This window comes from Luteolibacter ambystomatis, assembly GCF_018137965.1.
GTDB lineage: Bacteria > Verrucomicrobiota > Verrucomicrobiia > Verrucomicrobiales > Akkermansiaceae > Luteolibacter > Luteolibacter ambystomatis.
The window spans coordinates 3,344,734-3,361,917 of the sequence record NZ_CP073100.1; the positions used below are offsets into that span (position 1 = coordinate 3,344,734).

Consider the following 17,184-nt stretch of genomic DNA (forward strand, 5'->3'; position numbering starts at 1 on the left):
GGCATGGTGACGTTTGGGGGATTTCCTTTCGTTCACTGTTCCTATGTTTCGTTCCATTTCTCCGGTTCTGTTGTGCGGCGTGGCCGCGGTCGCCCAAGCGCAGGTTCCCCTTCCGGCCTCGGTGCAGGCGGGCAGCGGCAAGTTCGTCTTGAAAGCGGACGATGCCATCCAAACCAACTCGCCGGTCGCCGCAAAGGAGGCAGAGAAGTTCGCCGCCGGTCTGCGGACCTCCACCGGTCTGCCGCTCACAGTCGGCACGGCACAGGCGCGGATCCGGATCGGCATCGATGAATCGGTGAGAGCCGCCGCCGGAGACGAAGGCTACCGGCTGAACGTCACCCCGGAGCAGATCCAGCTCACCGCCGCCACGGCGGAGGGCCTCTACCACGGCATCCAGACGCTGCGGCAGTTGCTGCCACCCGCCGCGTTTTCCACACAAAAGGTGGGTGGCATCGAATGGTCGATGGGCAGCGTGAAGATCGACGACCGCCCGCGCTTCGGTTGGCGCGGCTTCATGCTCGATGAGTCCCGCCACTTCTTCGGCATGGACTATGTGAAACATCTGCTCGATGCCATGGCGGCACGGAAGATGAACGTCTTCCATTGGCACCTTTCCGATGATGATGGCTGGCGCATCGAGATCAAATCGTGGCCGAAGCTTACCGAGGTCGGTGCCTGGAGAGGCACCGAATGCGCGCTGCCGAACACGCGCGAGGGCGAAACCCACAAACGCTACGGCGGCTTCTACACCCAGGAACAGATCAAGGAGATCGTGGCCTATGCGGCGGAACGCCACATCGACATCATGCCGGAACTGGACATGCCCGGCCACTGCCTGGCCGTGGTGACCGCTTATCCGGAAACGCTTCCCGGTACGGCGGACGACAGCGTCTCCGTGCAGGGCGTGAAGTCCAACGTGATCTCGCCCGCCCGCGAGGAGAACTACAAGATGGTGGATGACATCATCCGCGAGGTCGCCACGCTGTTCCCCTTCCAGTTCATCCATGTCGGCGGTGACGAAGTGAACCACAACGCCTGGTCGAAGGATCCGAGGATCAAGGAGCTGATGGAGCGCGAGAATCTCAAGAACCTGAGCGCGGTTCAGAACTACTTCACGCGCAGACTTGAAGGCATCATCAGCAAGCACCAGCGCCGCATGGTCGGCTGGAATGAAATCCTCGGCGGCGGCAACCTGCGTCCGGATACCACCGTGATGGCCTGGACCGGCACCGGCCCGGGATTCGAGGCCGCGAAGAAAGGCCATCCGGTGATCATGGCCCCGGGCCCCTACTGCTACTTCGACATGGGCTACGGTGGCCCCGACGAACCAAAGACGCATTGGTGGGCGGGCAACGTCGAGACTTCGAAAACCTACTCATTCGATCCAACCGCCGGCGGCAATCTCACTCCCGACCAGCAGGCTCTCATCCAAGGCGCTCACAGCGCACTGTGGACCGAGTTCGTCACCGATGGAGAAGCCGCGGACTACCGCATCTTCCCGCGCCTCAACGCCCTCGCGGAAGTTGCGTGGACCCCGCAGGAGAAGCGCAACTGGGATGATTTCACCAAGCGTTTCGGCAACGATCTGGAGCGCTTGCATTACCAGGGCATCGCCTTCCGCGTTCCGCCGCCGACCGCATTGTGGAAACAGGGTGTCGCGAAGCTGGTGCCGCCCTTCCCCGGCGCGGAAATGCACTACACCACCGATGGCAGCAAACCAACCGCCACTTCACCGCGCTATGAATCGGTGATCCCGATCACTGATCCGAACAAGCTGCGTTACATCACCGTCTTCCACGGCCGCACCAGCCCGGCGAAGAATGGCGCGGAGCGCGAAGGCTTCGCGAAGTGGTCGCCGGAGAACATCACCGCGGACTGGAAGCCGGTCGACTTCGACGCGACCTCCGTTGTCACCGCGGATGGCATTCATCGCGCTGTGTTCCAATTCAACAGCGGCGGAAAGAAGCTCATGATCCGCAAGGTCGAGCTGCTCCGCGACGGCAAGGTCATCGCCACCGATGCTCATGACGGCGAGAGTGGCGGCAAGGCCGTGAACAACAGCTATCGCCTGCCCGTCACCGGTCATCGCAGCGGATCGAAGTACACACTGCGTGCGGAGATCAAGGGCGATGGCGGCAACGATTCACGCGGTGGCATTTCGCTGGATCGCGCGGAAGGCCTGGAACCCGAGATGACAGTGACTGCCACCGCCAATGGCTATCAGGATCACACCACGGCCTCACTCCCCACCTGGACCCCCGGCGCGTTTTTCTGGTCGGATCGCCCGCTGAAGGATGGAGACACGGTGACCTTCACCTTCAAGAATCCGCTGCCACTCCGCCAGGTGGAACTGCCCACCGGGGAAGCCTCCGGCACCAAGGACCAGATCCAGAACGCGGTCCTCGAAGTCTCCGCCGACGGGAAGTCCTTCAAGAAGGTGGCGGATTTCTCCTATGGCAGCGCCAAGGCCGCCCTCGATGGCAAGGCGGTCACCGCAATCCGGCTCCGCGCCACAGGTGCCCACGCCGGTTGGTGCATCGTGCGGTTGCCCCTGCTGAAATAAAGACTCCCCCTACTCAAATGGAGTAGTCCTGCGTTCTTTACACACGGGGGCATTCAGGGCTCGGATAACGGCTGCGCTGATTCTGGCGGCAGCCCGGGAGGACGATGCCTTCATCCTTTCGTCCTCGATCCAAACCGCCAGACTGAAAGAAGCATGGAGCCTACGTCGTCTTAGCCCTTGCCCTGTTATTGCATGAAATTGCCATTACCTCTTCTCGCCCTCACCGCCTTGGCGGCCCAGGCGGATCCGTTTCTCACCTATGAGAACCGGCCGCTCGGGACCGCGGACGCGCCGCTCCTCATCAGCACCTATCTGCCGGACCCGAGCCTCGATCCGGCGGTTTTCTCCCACCACCACGTGGGGGAAGCGGTGCGGAAATACAGCCCGGAAAAAGGTGTGGACCTCCCCGGATACGAATCCCCCATCCCCGGCGTCCCCGCGGCATTGGCCGTGAACTTCGGAAAGGATCTCTCCTACGTGTTCGACACGGTGGAATGCCGCCCGCTCTATGCTTGGCAGGGTGGCTTCCTCGATTTCACGCCGTATTGGGGTGATCAGGCACGCGGCTCCCGCGTCTCGTTCGACTACGTGCCGCGCTTGGTCGGCACGCTGTTCCAGAAGGCTTCCGGCAAGCACCCGATCAGCATCAACGGCAAGCCCGCGGATGCGGATGGCCCGCTGCAATACATCGGCTACAAGCTGGAGAAAGGCGTGCCGCGCTTCACGGTGAAATCCGGCAAGACTCTCCTGCGCGTGAAGATCACCCCGGGCAAACAGCCGCTGTCCTGCCACTACGAGTGGAGCAGCGATCCTGCCGCCAAGCTGGTTTACAAGGAGGGCGGGTTCACCGCCTCCGGTGACGGCAAGATCGAGTTCGATTACCAAGGAAAGGCGGTGGGTGAATTCACCGGCTATCAGGTGAAGCTGGACCTTTCGAAACCCAGCGCGAAGACGGGCAGCGCCCTTTTCGGCAACTTCGGCTGCGCCACCTGCCACTCGATCGACGGCGCGGGCGGACATGGCCCGACACTGGCCGGTCTCGCCAACAGCACCGTGGAACTCGAAGGCGGAGGCACGGCGAAGGCCGACACGGAGTACCTGCTGGAGTCCCTCCGCAATCCGAACGCGAAAATCGTCAAAGGCTATCCACCGAACTACATGCCGCCGTTCGCCGCCCTGTCGGACGTCGAGCTGAAGTCCATGGTCCTCTACATCCAATCCCTTCCCAAGCCCGAATGAAACCGCTGCTGCTCGCACCCCTGTTCGCCGGCATCGCGTTCGGTGTCGACTTCGACGATTGCTACAAGGTGGAAACCATCAAGCTGCCGGACGGCGTGCCGCCCGAAGTGGGCGCGATCGATTTCGCTTCCGATGGCACGCTGTTCGTGGCCCTGCGCCGCGGTGACATCATCAGGGCCAAGCCCTCGTCCGATCCCAATGGCTTCAAGTGGGAACTCTTCGCCACCGGTTTCCAGAACGGCTGCGGACTGGACGTGGTCTCACCGGTGAAAGTCCGCGTCATCCAGATGTCGGACATGACCGAGGCCGAGGACACCGATGGCGATGGCAAGGCCGATTCCTACATGCGCTTCTCCTCCGGATGGGGCCTCAGCGGAAACTACCACGAGACCAACAGCCTCACCCGCGATGGCAAAGGCGGCTACTACTTCTCGCTGGGCACCGCCTCGCATGCGGGCCCGGTGTTCACCCACGTGCTGAACGACTTCTCCGCCGCCGGTCACCGCGGGCGCAATTTCTCCTCCGTGAAATGGCGCGGCTGGGTGATGCACTGCGATGACAAGGGCGTGATCACGCCTTTTGCCAGCGGCTTCCGCATGGCCAATGGCATCTACCGCGATCCGGATGGCAATGTCTGGTGCGGCGACAACCAGGGCGACTGGAAGGCAGTGACCCCGCTCTACCTCGTCGAAAAGGGCAATTTCTACGGCCACCCTAGTAGTTTGAACTGGGACCCGGCATGGGCTGGCAAGGACCCCCTCCAGACCTATCGCGACGATCTGGGCGCCTACAACAAGGCGCGCACCAAGGCCACCGTGGAACTGCCGAACAAGACGATCAACCGTTCCGCGGGCGAGCCGATGGAACTGCCGCGCGCCGGTGGCTTCGGTCCCTTCGCCGGGCAACTGCTGGTCCCGGACAACAACAGCACCCGTATCTCCCGCGTGATGCTGGAGAAGGTGAACGGCAGGTTCCAGGGCAGCGTGACGCACTTCATCAAGGACCACGGCCTCCGCTCCGGCAACCACCGCCTGCGCTTCACCGCGGATGGCAAGCAGCTCTACGTGGGTGCGACCGTCCGCGGCTGGGGAACCCCGGCGGAAGGTCTCCAGCGCATCACCTGGCTGGGCGGCACGCCGTTCGACGTGAACATGATCCATGTCACCAAGACCGGCTTCAAACTGGAGTTCACCAAGGACATCCCCGACGATCTGCTGAAAGACAAATGGAAGGTCTCCTCCTTCACTTATCAGCCGAAGTGGACCTACGGCAGCGACGAGGATGATAAGAAGAGCCACGAGATCTCCAGCATCACCCGTACTGGCAAAAACTCGCTGGAAGTGAAGGTGGCGGATTTCTCCGCGGCGCGGATCTATCAGCTCGATCTGCCGAAGGCGGAATCGGCCGATCATTCGCAGCTTCAGAACCGCCTGTTCTACTACACCGCGAACCAGCTTCCCTGATCTGCTGATGATGACAGTCCGTGTCCAAAGGGCTCGCCTTGCCCGATGGACACGGACAGTCTGCGGCCGTTCATGGAACCGAACCCTTATCTCCCACCCACCGCCGCACCGGCTCCAGCGGATGCCGGTCTTTCCTCCGACGAACAACTCCGCCGCCAGTGCATCAAGCGGGAGTCCACCCTCAAGTCCTTGGGCGGATTGCAGATCATCGGAGGAGTTTTCCTCATCGTCGGGATTTTGAGCGCGCTTTCGCGCGGGCCGGGGCAAGGCCCTGACAATCCGGTGATGGCGGGTACCGCGGTGATTCTTCCTCTCGCCTTGTTGAGCCTGGTGAATGGCGTGGGCTTGTACAAGCTGATGCCATGGGCACGGATCGTGGGCACCGTCCTGTCATGCCTGGGATTGCTCGGTTTCCCCATCGGCACCTTGATCAACGCGCTGATTCTCGGCGCCTACTGGAGCAAGCCCAGCGACCTCATTTTCTCGGCGGACTACAAACGGATCGTCGCCGCCACGCCTCACGTGAAAATGAAGACCTCGAAGGTGATGATCGTGATGCTTGTCATCTTCGGTGTCGTGGTCCTGGCTCTGGCCGGACTGTTCATCGTCGGATCGCTGATCAGGTGAGCAACGCCTCATGGAGGCGACCGCAAAGGAAAAGCGGCCGCCTGCAATGAGCTCACGCTCCCTGGCCGGGAATCAAGCCCCCCTTCGCCTCCAGATAGCTGCGGACCGCAGCCACACGGTTCTCCACGCCGAAACGCTGGAACACGGCTTCCAGATGCTTCTCCACCGTGCGCGGGCTGATCTCAAGAATGATGGCCACCTCGGCGCTGGTCTTGCCCTCGGCAATCCAGTCCATGATGTCGCACTGGCGGCGGGTCAGCATCGGCACAGTACCTCCTCCGGAGATCTGGCGTGGCGGCGGAGCAAAGTAGATGATGATATTCCCCTCCGGCCGGGCAAGGGCACCAATGCGGACCAAGCCGCCACCGAGATCCAGATCCAGTTCCGCCCATTGGGCATCCACCGGACTGGACCACGAAGCCGTGATCGCCTTGTTGAGCGCCTCGATCATTTCCGGGGCAAGCGCATGCTCCACCTCATCCTTTTCCCAGCAGGAATCGGCGTAGGAAACCGCCCCGGGATTATAGGGAATGACCACGTCACCCCTGAGCATGAAGACGGCATTCGTCGTCTCCTTGCGGGAGTGCATGAGACGGTCCAGCACGCTGCGCTCGTAGTTCGCATCCAGCAGGCGGGAAAGCACGCTGCGCGCGACGAGCACGGCGGCCTGAAGACGTTCGCGTTCGTCGGTATCGAAAATGCTGTCCTTCTTGATGACGGCCATGCTGCCGGAGCGGAACCGGCCGCGGATGAGGCGGGCGCCGATGATGTCGGAGCAGCCGATCTGCTTCAGCCATTCGGCCACATCCGGTGCCTCGCGGAGCTCGCCGCCGGTGAGCGCCGTGCAGAGCACCGAGGAATCATCCGGGAACCGGCGGTCATGCTCGGATATCCATCCACGGACTCCTTCGAGATCCTGCCGGAGTGTCTCCGCCACCGGCCCCTCACCCACCACGCGGACCACCGAAAGGTCGGTCGCGAAATCGAAAAGCACCACCTCGGCGGCGCCAATCAGCTTACGGATGCGGCCGAAGAGCAAATCCGAGACCTGACCGTAGCTGGATGCCTTCACCAGCTCGTGGCCGGCCTCAAAGAAAGATTCACCAAGCATTTTGCAAAGTTCTATGCCGCTGGATGGACCATCTGTCAAACCTTGCTCTACGAAGAAATACGCAAGTAGGAACACGAATGGCTAAAACGTCCGTTTGGTGGCAGTTTCGTCACGTCACCGCAAGTGGCGCCAGTTGCTGGCGGTGATGTTTTCTTTGGGGGAGATGGCCCGTTGGTTCGCCAACGGGCCATCGTTTTTCGCGGGCCGCCTTGCCGCGGGTGCGATGGAAGACTAGCACGGATGCGCATATGCTGCTCGCCTTTTTCAAGCCTTACGGAGTGCTGACCCAATTCACACTGGACCAACCCGGCCAGCGGACTTTGGCGGATTTTGGATTCCCGCAGCGGGTGTATCCGCTGGGACGCCTCGACATGGATTCGGAGGGTCTCCTGCTGCTGAGCGATGAAGCGGGCATGAACAGCAAGCTCCTCGATCCCGAGGCCGGCCATCCCCGCACCTACCTCGCCGAAGTGGAAGGAATCCCGACCCGCGAGGCCCTGCAAACCTTGCGCAAGGGCGGCATCGATCTCAAAGGGCACCGCACCCGTGCGTGTGATGCCCGGCTGCTGGAATCCTCTCCCGATCTGCCGCCGCGCGATCCACCGGTGCGCTTCCGCAAATCGGTGCCAACCTCCTGGCTGGAACTGACGCTCACGGAGGGAAAAAACCGCCAGGTGCGGCGTATGACCGCTGCTGTCGGATTTCCCACACTGCGACTGGTGCGGGTGGCCATAGGCAAGCTCCGGCTCGGAGAAATGGAACCGGGCACCTGGCATGAACTGGCGTCTGCCGATCGCGATCTGATCTGGAAACGGTGATCATCTCGTCACCCGGAGGCGCAGGAATTTCTTCTCGTCCGCCACCCTCGGTACGCTCGCTTCCATCGTGAGCGTGCCACCGTCATCGCCGACTTCCATCGTGGTGATTCCTTCCGAGTGCCAGGTGATCAGATCCGTCGACCACTCGGGCACCACCGTGATTCCACCCGCGCCCGGATTGAGCGTGTAACGCCACTTCAGCGAGTTCCCGGTCACAGTTGGAGCAGACAGCGCGTTCGGCGTGGAGGGATCGAGATGCAATGCGAACTCGACGAGATTGTTGAAGCCGTCGTGATCCGGATCCGCGGTTGCAGCCTTGTCCTGAGCCGCAAGGGACGGGAAACCATCCATCCACACCACGAAGGGATCTTCCCCACTCACCACCAGCAGCAGCCCGGTACCGGTGATGCGGACCGTTTCATGCTCCGCGCCAGAACCGATCGAGCCCCACGTGCCCGCGAGCTGAAGCTCGCCATCGAAGCTCAGGCTTTGAACGGTATCGCTGCCGGCGAAGCCGAGCTTGAGCGTGGCGGCCGAGGAAATCTCCACCGCTCCCGCATCCGCCAGCATGGCGGAGGAAATGACGAGCGAGCCACCCGTGACGCGCGTGTCTCCCGAGTAGCTGTTCGCTCCGGTGAGCGTGGTGGTTCCGCTACCGGATTGGACAAACGAGCCTGTGCCGGAGATGGCATTCGAAATCGTATAAGCGTTCGAGCGGCACACCTCGAGCGTCGCGTTGTTGGTGGCGCCGGACACGCCGAGCGTGCCGGTGGCGCCGCCGTTTCCGATACGGAGCGTGCCTCCATTGATGGTGGTGCTGCCGGAGTAGCTGTTCGTGCCCGCCAGCGTCCAGGTGCCTGTTCCATCCTTCACCAGCGGGAAGCCACCGCTGCCATCGAGGATATTCCCGGTCACCACGCCATCGCCCGCTCCACCGAGACCAAAGGATCGGACCGAGGCCACGGTGTGGCTGATGGTACCCGCAAGCGTGAGGAAGCCACCGCTGGATTTCACATAGAGACCATTGCCGCCCATGCCAGTCACGGTCAGCGCACTGGTGATCGTGGTGATGCCGGAGAGGTTCTCGATGCAGGGCTGGGTGGCATCGCCATTGAAGGTGGTCGAATTGAAACCGGAGAACGTGTTGGCGAGCGTGTTCGTCCCGGTGAATTGGAGCGCCAGCGATCCGGTCACGGTGGAACTCTTCGAGAGCGTAATCGCGCCGGTGCCGAGAGCCGCGGGCCGCGTGATCACCAGCATGCCTCCGTTCGAGGGGATCACGGTACCGCCGCTGTAGGTATTGGTCCCGGTCAACGTGAGCGTGCCAGCGCCGTTTTTCGTCAGCGCACCGGTGCCGGAAACCACGGTCTCCAGCGTGGCATTGAAACCGTTCGTATGAATCGTGCCGCCGCCGGTGCCGATCTGGAAATTGAGCGCGCTGCCCGCGGTGGTGGCGAGCGTGGGCACATCCGCGGACAGTTTGAGAGTGCCTCCGCCCTGGATCACCAGATTCGCCGCACCGCTGCTGGATGCCACGGGATTGCTGAAACCCCGCGCCGTGGTGAATGTGCCGCCGGCCAAGTTCAGGCTGGTCGTGCCTGCCGCAGCGGAGGACGGATGCAGACTGATGGCGGACGTGCCATTGTAACTGAACGTCGCGCCGCTGTTGACGGTCACGCTGGTGCCATAGCTGGTGCCGGAGGAAGGACCGATGTCCATGGAGCCACCCTGGGTCCACGAAGCACCGGAATTGAAATTGGCAGTCGCGGCCCGGACCAGCGACAGTGCTCCGGCATTCGTGACCGTCCCGGCCACATTCAAGGTCGCAGCTCCGGGACTCGATCCGGCCTGGTTGACCACGATGCTCTTCCCCGTAGCGGTATCAATCTTCGAACCGGCCTGGAACGAAGCCGTGGCGGTCGTGGAGTTCGCACTGTTGCCGATGCTCCATCCACCGGTGGCGGCGGAATGATCGCCGGTGAGATTCACCACTCCGGCATTCACGATGGTGGCACCGGTGTAGCTGTTGGAGCCGGAGAGATTCACCGTGCCCCCACCCGCCTTCGCAAGCGAGAAAGCACCTTGGATCGCATTGCCCAGCTCCAATGTGGTATTGGTATCAGGTTGGAACGTGGTGTTTCCGGCGAGCGTCAGATCGGCAGCACTGCCAGGCACGCTGTAGGCCACCGATGAAGATCCGATGGTATTGGCGAGGGTGATGGTCGGAGATGCAGCGCCATCATTCGCCAGAGTGAGCCCGATGGACGTCCCGCCAAGCGATGTGCCGCCGGGATGATTCACCGTGGAGGTCGCCGTGCCGAGAGAGTCGAACCAATCCGGCTGGGCTCCTCCTGACAAATCGAGCCCGGTGGTGGAGACCTGGAGGGTCATCGCCAGGGCCTCCGGGTTGGCGCTGGTGATCTGGAGATTGTTCGGCTGGCGGTACACCTGCACGACCGCCTTGCCATTCGCTGACAGCGTCCTCCCCGGCGCGATCGTGATACTATCCGCACCGTAGAAAGCCGCCTGCGTGATGCCTGCGGAATCGTTGTCCACCGCCTGGACCGTGGCATCGTTCCGCACGGTCCGCACTGGAATCGCAGCCACATAGGCGTCCATGGCCGCCGCGGTGACACCGGGAACAACGATGTAATTGTAGGAGCCGCCCGTGCTCCCTGCGGACTGGCTGACATGCAGCGAGAAGACATTCTTGGAAACGTTCGAGGTCGAGTAACCTGAGCCGCTGTTGATCGAGGCCCAGCTTCCGCTCTGCGAAACCGCCTGGATGGTGGCGTTGTTGACGGGAGTATCGAACACATATCCGGTTCCATCGTGATGGACCCATTTCAACCCCGAAGGCGTGACCGTGCCGGAGGTGAGCGTCTGCGTTCCAGACGAGGTCTTGTAGGTGACCGTGCCGTTGAGCAGGCACTGGTTGAGGGTCGTATACACCGCCGAGGTCGCGGTGGAGGCGTTCACCGCCGCGCCGAGCGCCACGAACTCATGATCGAAATCGAACCAGCTTTTTTTCGCGGCGACGCGATAGCGGCTGTAGTTGAAGGCCGTCGCACCATAGAGCCCGTCGGAAACGCCCCCCGCATAGGTGCTGGTGCCAAACACGCCCCAGTCGGCGGACGGCTTCAGCGAACGTGTGTCCTGCTCGACGGTGGTGCCGGGAAGACGCCGCCAATCCCAAGCCGGCATGATGTCGTCGTATTCATTCCCCGTCCGCATGATCAGGGTGACGCCATCGCCAAGATAAAGGTTCTTCAGCCCTTCGTTGTTCCCGCTCTCCGGTTGGAAGGTACGGGTGGAGGATATTTTGACGGAGGTGTAAAAATCGGGGCGTTGGTGGGTGGAAAAATCGGATCGCCAGAAATGCCGATGGCCAACCAAAGCGAGCGCTGGGTCCGCGGTGTGGTTCGTCCGCGATGAAGTCTGCCGTGTGATCAACGCCTGGAGTTCGTCCGCACGATAGTCGCCGAGCGCCAGCGCGTTGGTCGCGGGACTGATGAGGCCATTGCCATTGGTCGATTGGTTCATGCGGGACAGACCGCGTCCGGATGCGGTGTAGTCGAAGGTTTCGCCACGGACCATCTGCTGGCTGCCATCCAGGATCGCATCGACCAGAATCTTCTGCTGGGCCGCGGTCACCTGATACGCCGTGCCGGCAGCCAGCACCGAATACGTGAGCACCTCGGAGAAATAGCCGGAGCCATAGCCCTGGTTGTAGAGTTGCGCGCCATGCTGCTGGAAGGAACCGTCCGGCTGGATACCCTCACCGGTGGTGACGGTGATCACGCTTCCGATGTAGGCGAAGGAACCGCTCACCAGCACCGCGTCATTCTGGGCGATGCCGCGGCAGACCTTCGACACGGCAATATCGACGCGGTTGAGACCGCCATAGGAAGCCGGATTGCCCGCGATCTTTGCCGCACCCGTATTGATCTGCGCGGTGGTGAGATCCCCTTTCATCAAGACGAGCGTATTGCCGATGGCCTGGGCACTGCCGATCGCGGCGAACCACCAGTTGGTGCTGGTGGGATAGGGATTGATGGCGAACCACGCATCGTAAGCCTGCAGGATCGAGGCTTTCAGCGATGCATCCTGATACAGCGTGTTGCCGCTTTTATTATACGCCTGCGCCATCGCCAGCAGGCGGGTGAGATGCGTCTGCGGAGCCCATACCGTCTGCCCATGGTCCGAGTAGTTGATGTCCGACCAGAGCCCGGTGGAGAGGAGCGAAGACTGGTAGCCCTGCACCGTCGTCACGGACGGTGTCGAACTGAGGATCTGCGTACGCAAGCGCGCTTCGACCGTCTCCATGTCTGTGGCGGCGGCTGCCTTGGCCGCCAGCAACAGGACGAGCGCCAGCATCCGGGCGCAAACACCCCCTGCCTCCAGCAGACGCCGGAAGCTCAAGCCGAACAAACGGGGGGGCTTGTGGCTTGGATTCAGGGTTGGTGGATTATGGAAGGTGAATGCTCATACAAAAACCAACGGATGAAAACTGAGGCTGTGCGGCGGCCGTTGCAAGCCGGGTTAGATATCGGGGCGGCCGCCCTTTCCGACGAGTTTCCACACCGGACCATCTTTCGCGAACGGCGGTGCTTCCCCTTTCATCTCGGGCAGATTCGAATCGATCCGGAACAGGGGAAGAATCGGATCGCCGCCCGAATCCTTCTCATAGGCGGCACCAACCTCCTCGATCAACAGGCAGGCTCCGAAGCTGCCACCCGGAATCTCGCTGATGAGGATCTCCATGTCGTAGACATTCCCCTCCCGGGCCTCGAACTCGCTGCCCACCGCCAATCCGCCAATGGCACCGTTCCATCCGGGAAGGCTGCTGTATTTGTAGAAAGTCACCGGGAGCTTGGACGGGTAGGATTCCTGCAGCTTCTTCTTCACCCCGTCATCCTGCGCCGCACCGGTCATCACGTCGCGGTTGTGGCTGCTCATCAGCGAAAGCCCGGTGGTGCCGGAAGTGAACCCATGATCGAGGACCAGCTTGTGGTTGAAGCGGATCACCATCACATCATCCGCGCCACCGACGAAGCGGTATTTGGCTGTCTTCGGCGGCGAAACCCGACCGCGATAGACCACGATCCAGCGGCTGGGCTTCACTTCATCCGCACACTTGAAGGCGGCGGGCGCGTTGTCCGCGGACATGCGCGGGATGTAGATCTTCGTTTGCAGGAGCTTCTGCTTCGCCTCGTAGTATTCGCGCAGTTCGGAATCGCGCCAGTTGCCCTCCACGAACTTGCGGATGATCGCCGGCATGCCCGATGGCTGCACGCCGGTGTCCTTGCGTTTGTCGGTCTGCTTGATGTCGTAAAACGCCCCGGCCATTCCAACTTCCGCACCCGCCACGGGAAGGATGCCGAAGGGGTTCGCGCCGGGAGCCCCACCGCCGAGGCCCGGCCCCGAACCGCTACCGAAGCCCTTGCCGTGACCATCGCCACGACCGCCACCGGAGCCACTGCCACCGAGACCTCCGGAAAGTCCACCACTGCTCAAGGAACCCACCGAGGACATCGCCGAGGCGGCATCCGGTTCCGGCAGAGTGAAGGTGCTGCTCGCCCCCTTGGCCGCCATCCGCGGCGTGTTCGGCGTGGACATGGTAGCGCGCTGCTTCTTGTTGCTGATCTCCTTCACCCCCGGAGAACCGCCGCCTCCGCCCTTCGGCATGAAGTCGGGCTCCGGCTTCTTGTCCGGAATCACCTGGAAAATCCAGAACACGCCGAGGGCCAGCAGGACCGCGTGGACGATGAGGGAAATGGAAAGCGAACCGCCTCCCAGTTTCCGCCAGAAGGACGTCCTGCCTGTGGTGGCGCGCGATGGATGAAGTTCGGAATGGGAAGGATCAACGGACATGAGAGGGAAAGCGCGTGGGTTCAAAGCTTGCGACGGCGCATCAGGAGCATCAGACCGATGCCTCCAAGCAGTGCGGCCTTCGGTTCGGGCACCACGGTAAGAGTCACGAAATTATCGTAGGAGCCACCATTGGTTCCGGCGGAAGTATCTGCATAATTGATCTGCCAGTTGTTCGCTCCGAGCGTGAAGACGGAGCCATCGGCATGGCTGTCAAATATACCACCATTCCACAAACCGTCGTAACTGATCAGCGTGAATTTGGTGTCTTGCGCCAAGGCCGCGGTGGCGAGGTCGGTGAGATCGAGCACCACCGTTCCGTTCAAATCGAGGGCCCCGCCGACGTTGAGAAGATCCGCGGAAACGGCGGTGGAATCGAGTTCATAGGAGAAGGTCGAACCGTCATTGAAGGCGATCGCTCCGGCTCCGAGCGCGCCGATCGATGCACCGGGAGCAAGCGTGCCATTCACCGTGACCGAGGCGGCACTGTTGATGGTGCCGGTGCCGCCCAGGCGTCCGCCCGCATTCACCGTCACGCCACTGGTCCCTCCCAGGCTGCCATTCACCAGTAAAGTCCCGGCACTGACGGTGGTGGCACCGGTGTAGGTGCTGCTGGCGCTTAGAGTCGTAACTCCCGTCCCGGCGTGGATGAAAGCTCCGCTGCCGCTGATCGCATTGCCCAACGCATAGGCATTGCTGCGGTTGATGGTGAGCGTGGCGTTGTTGGTCACCGACGCGGAACCAAGGCTGCCGGTGGTGCCGCCATTGCCAAGCTGAAGGACACCACCGCTGATGGTGGTTCCACCATTATAGGTATTGCTCCCTGTCAGGGTCCACGTCCCTGCATCGTCCTTGGTCAGACTCAAGCCGCCGGTTCCAGCCAGGATGTTTCCGGACACCAGCCCGTTGGATGCCCCGCCGAGCCCGACCGAACGAATGGTCCCTACCGTCTGGCTAATGTTCCCAGCGAGAGTGATGGAGCCGCCACTTGAGCGGACATAGACGCCATTGCCACCGGAGCTGGTCACGGTCAGAGCGCTCGTGATCGTGTTATTGCCGGAGATGTTGTCGATGCTAGCCGCCGTCGTGGCACCGGAGAAGGTCGTGGAACTGAAGCCGCCGAAGGTATTGGAAAGGGTATTGGTGCCGGTGAGCTGGAGGGCGAGCGTGCCGGTGGCGGCCCCCGATTTGTTGATGTTGATATTGCCGGTGCCCAGCGCTCCGACATCCGTGATAACGAGCGTTCCACCTCCGGAATTGATGGTGGTGGTGCCGGTATAGCTGTTCGCCGTCGCCAGCGTGATGGTTCCCGTGCCCGTCTTTACCAAGGAAAGATTGCCGGATGTGTTCTGGATCAGACCTGAAAAGCTGGAACTGGCATTGCCGGAGCCGATGGTGAGCGTGGCGGAACCGGAAGTGGTATCGACGGTGCCGGTGCCGCTGAGGCCGGCGATCGTTTCGCTCTTGGCATTGAGATCGAGCGTTCCATTGACGGTCACGGAGCTGCCGTCCGGAATCACGCCTGCGGCACCGAGCTGGAGAACCCCGGAACTGATGATGGTGCTGCCATTGTAGGTATTCGCCCCGCTCAGGATCAGCGTGCCCGCGCCGGTCTTGGTCAGAGCTGTGGTGCCGGAAGCCGTGCTGATCACAGAGGACACCGTGCCGGTTCGTCCGGAAGTAATGTCGAAGATGTGCGAACCGCTACCCGTGAGCGCGATCGAGATGCCGCTGATCGAGAGATTCCCGGTGGAAATATTGCCAATCGTTCCATCGGTCCAATTGATCCGGGCGGTGCGTGAGGTTTCCCCGGCCACCACGGTTCCCTGCTGAATGGTGGTCGAGCGGAGCGTGGTGGTGCCGCCCGTGCCGTCCAGAGAGAGCTGGCCATTGATATTGGTGGTGCCACCGATGCTTGCCAGCGCGTCGTTGCCGATTGTCACGGTGCCGATCGTGGCGGTGCCGTCCGCGGTGAGGGACAGCAGGCCGGTGGCCGTGTAGGTGTTCGTGCCAGTGGTGGCGGTGCCACTGATCTGGCCGATCACCGCGGAAGTAGCGGTCAGGGTGCCCGCCCCCATCTTGAAGGTGCCATTGCTGTTGACCTGACGTCCTGTCGCGCCGTCCGAATTCGCGTTTCCGATGACCACCGTGCCGACCAATGCATCCAGCGCAGCCCCGTTGCCAGTGGTATCGAACAACGAGGTGTAGACCGTGCTGTCTCCGCTGAAGGACGAGTTTTTACCAACGGTGATATTCGCCGCGCCGGTGCCTGCAGCATCCCGGATCACAAGCGAGCCACCGGTCCCGAGACCAGTGGCATACTGGATGGTGCCACCGGAGCGGCTGGACGAATTGCCCACGCCGATGCTATTGGCGTAGATCGTGTTGGTCAGTCCGAGATTGAGGATGCTCTTGCCGGTGCTGCCGGAAGCTCCGCCGACACCACCAATCGCAAGCGAACCCGCGGTGATGGTGTTGCTCGTTGCAGAAAGTGTGAGCGTCTGGTTGCCGGAGGTGTTGCTGCCGCCGCCGTTCTGCACGGCGAAAGTGCCGGAGGAGTTGTTGTAGGTGAAGGCACCGAGGGTGGCCATCGTCACCGTCAGGGTGCTGCCCGCGGCATTGGTCGGCGCGAAGGTCAGACTACCAGTGTTGATCGAGAGGGAGCTGGCGGCATTCCCGGAAATCGTGACGGTATTGGTTCCAGTTGTCTGCGTGCCGAAGGTGAGGCCCGCGAGGGTCTGGGCAACTCCGGTGATGTCCAACGCCACGGTCCCGGTGGTGTTGGTGAAGGCCACCGTGGTCCCGCTCGGCAGCGCACCGCTGGAAACGGCGAGTGTGCCCGCATTGATGGTGGTGGTGCCGGTGTAGGTATTCGCCCCGCCCAGCGTGAGCGTGCCCGCTCCGGTTTTGGTCAGCCCCACCGTTCCACCGATGGCGCTGTTGATCGTGGCATTCGCCGTGGTCGTGATAGTGGGACCGGTGAGGGTGATCGCTCCTCCGCTGAGTGTGACCAAACCTTCCTCAAAGGTGATCCCCGCTGCGGTCTGGGTTCCGCTCACCGTCACGGTGTAGGTCCCGGTGGCGGTGGTGCCGGCCGCAAAGATCGCGGTATCACCGGAGGTCCATCCGGTGGTGGCGGTGGTGCCTGCGGAACTCGTGGACCAGAATGTACTGCTCCCCCACGTGCCGGTGGGCGTCACGCCGGTGCCGGTGGTGGCTCCATTGTCATCCCAATACGCATTCGCCGCGTGCAGCGCGGGCATGGCGAAGGTCCAGGCGCATGTGGCGGCAAGGAAGCGGCGTAAAACAGGAGGACGCATGACTCGTAAGCGGGGGGGGAGGCGGATGGAGAGGAAGGGCGGCTGTACGACCTACCGGCGAGGCCACATGGACGACAAATTTGACGGAAAAGGACCATGGCATCGTCCCACGACGCCTCCCTCCCCGGTAGTCGGCAATTCTACCGACCGACGGCCGGCCATGAAGGCACCG

9 protein-coding genes are annotated in these 17,184 nt (G+C 62.2%); 5 read left to right on the plus strand and 4 right to left on the minus strand.

Annotated elements, in window-relative coordinates:
* Positions 1 to 43: 43 nt before the first annotated feature.
* The 4 genes from KBB96_RS12700 (at position 44) to KBB96_RS12715 (ending at position 5,892) form a co-directional block, all read left to right on the plus strand.
* On the plus strand, positions 44 to 2,563 hold the full coding sequence (locus KBB96_RS12700) for a glycoside hydrolase family 20 protein (protein WP_211629818.1): 2,520 nt from the start codon (positions 44 to 46) through the stop codon (positions 2,561 to 2,563).
* Positions 2,564 to 2,755: 192 nt separating this feature from the next.
* The gene (locus KBB96_RS12705; protein ID WP_211629819.1) at positions 2,756 to 3,802 is read left to right on the plus strand and encodes a c-type cytochrome; all 1,047 of its coding nucleotides are present in this window, start codon (positions 2,756 to 2,758) and stop codon (positions 3,800 to 3,802) included.
* The gene (locus KBB96_RS12710; protein WP_211629820.1) at positions 3,799 to 5,265 is read left to right on the plus strand and encodes a DUF7133 domain-containing protein; all 1,467 of its coding nucleotides are present in this window, start codon (positions 3,799 to 3,801) and stop codon (positions 5,263 to 5,265) included. The genes KBB96_RS12705 and KBB96_RS12710 overlap by 4 nt, the downstream gene beginning before the upstream one ends.
* A 72-nt stretch (positions 5,266 to 5,337) precedes the next feature.
* A complete protein-coding gene (locus tag KBB96_RS12715) occupies positions 5,338 to 5,892 on the plus strand; it encodes a hypothetical protein (RefSeq protein ID WP_211629821.1) in 555 nt (184 codons plus the stop codon).
* 52 nt (positions 5,893 to 5,944) lie between these two features.
* On the opposite strand, the gene KBB96_RS12720 is transcribed toward KBB96_RS12715, so the two are convergent.
* Positions 5,945 to 7,003 (minus strand): helix-turn-helix domain-containing protein, encoded by a 1,059-nt coding sequence (locus KBB96_RS12720; protein WP_211629822.1) that lies wholly within the window; start codon positions 7,001 to 7,003, stop codon positions 5,945 to 5,947.
* Between the two features lie 248 nt (positions 7,004 to 7,251).
* On the opposite strand from KBB96_RS12720, the gene KBB96_RS12725 reads away from it, so the two are divergent.
* The gene (locus KBB96_RS12725) at positions 7,252 to 7,821 is read left to right on the plus strand and encodes a pseudouridine synthase (RefSeq protein ID WP_211629823.1); all 570 of its coding nucleotides are present in this window, start codon (positions 7,252 to 7,254) and stop codon (positions 7,819 to 7,821) included.
* Here the strand turns inward: KBB96_RS12725 and KBB96_RS12730 are convergent, their stop codons facing one another.
* The 3 genes from KBB96_RS12730 to KBB96_RS21205 form a co-directional block, all read right to left on the minus strand.
* Complete coding sequence (locus KBB96_RS12730) at positions 7,822 to 12,243, minus strand: polysaccharide lyase family 8 super-sandwich domain-containing protein (RefSeq protein ID WP_211629824.1); 4,422 nt, start codon at positions 12,241 to 12,243, stop codon at positions 7,822 to 7,824.
* Between the two features lie 120 nt (positions 12,244 to 12,363).
* Complete coding sequence (locus tag KBB96_RS12735) at positions 12,364 to 13,695, minus strand: hypothetical protein (protein ID WP_211629825.1); 1,332 nt, start codon at positions 13,693 to 13,695, stop codon at positions 12,364 to 12,366.
* A 20-nt stretch (positions 13,696 to 13,715) separates the two neighbouring features.
* Positions 13,716 to 17,012, minus strand: a complete 3,297-nt coding sequence (locus KBB96_RS21205) for a beta strand repeat-containing protein (protein WP_211629826.1) — start codon at positions 17,010 to 17,012, stop codon at positions 13,716 to 13,718.
* Between the last annotated feature and the right edge of the window lie 172 nt (positions 17,013 to 17,184).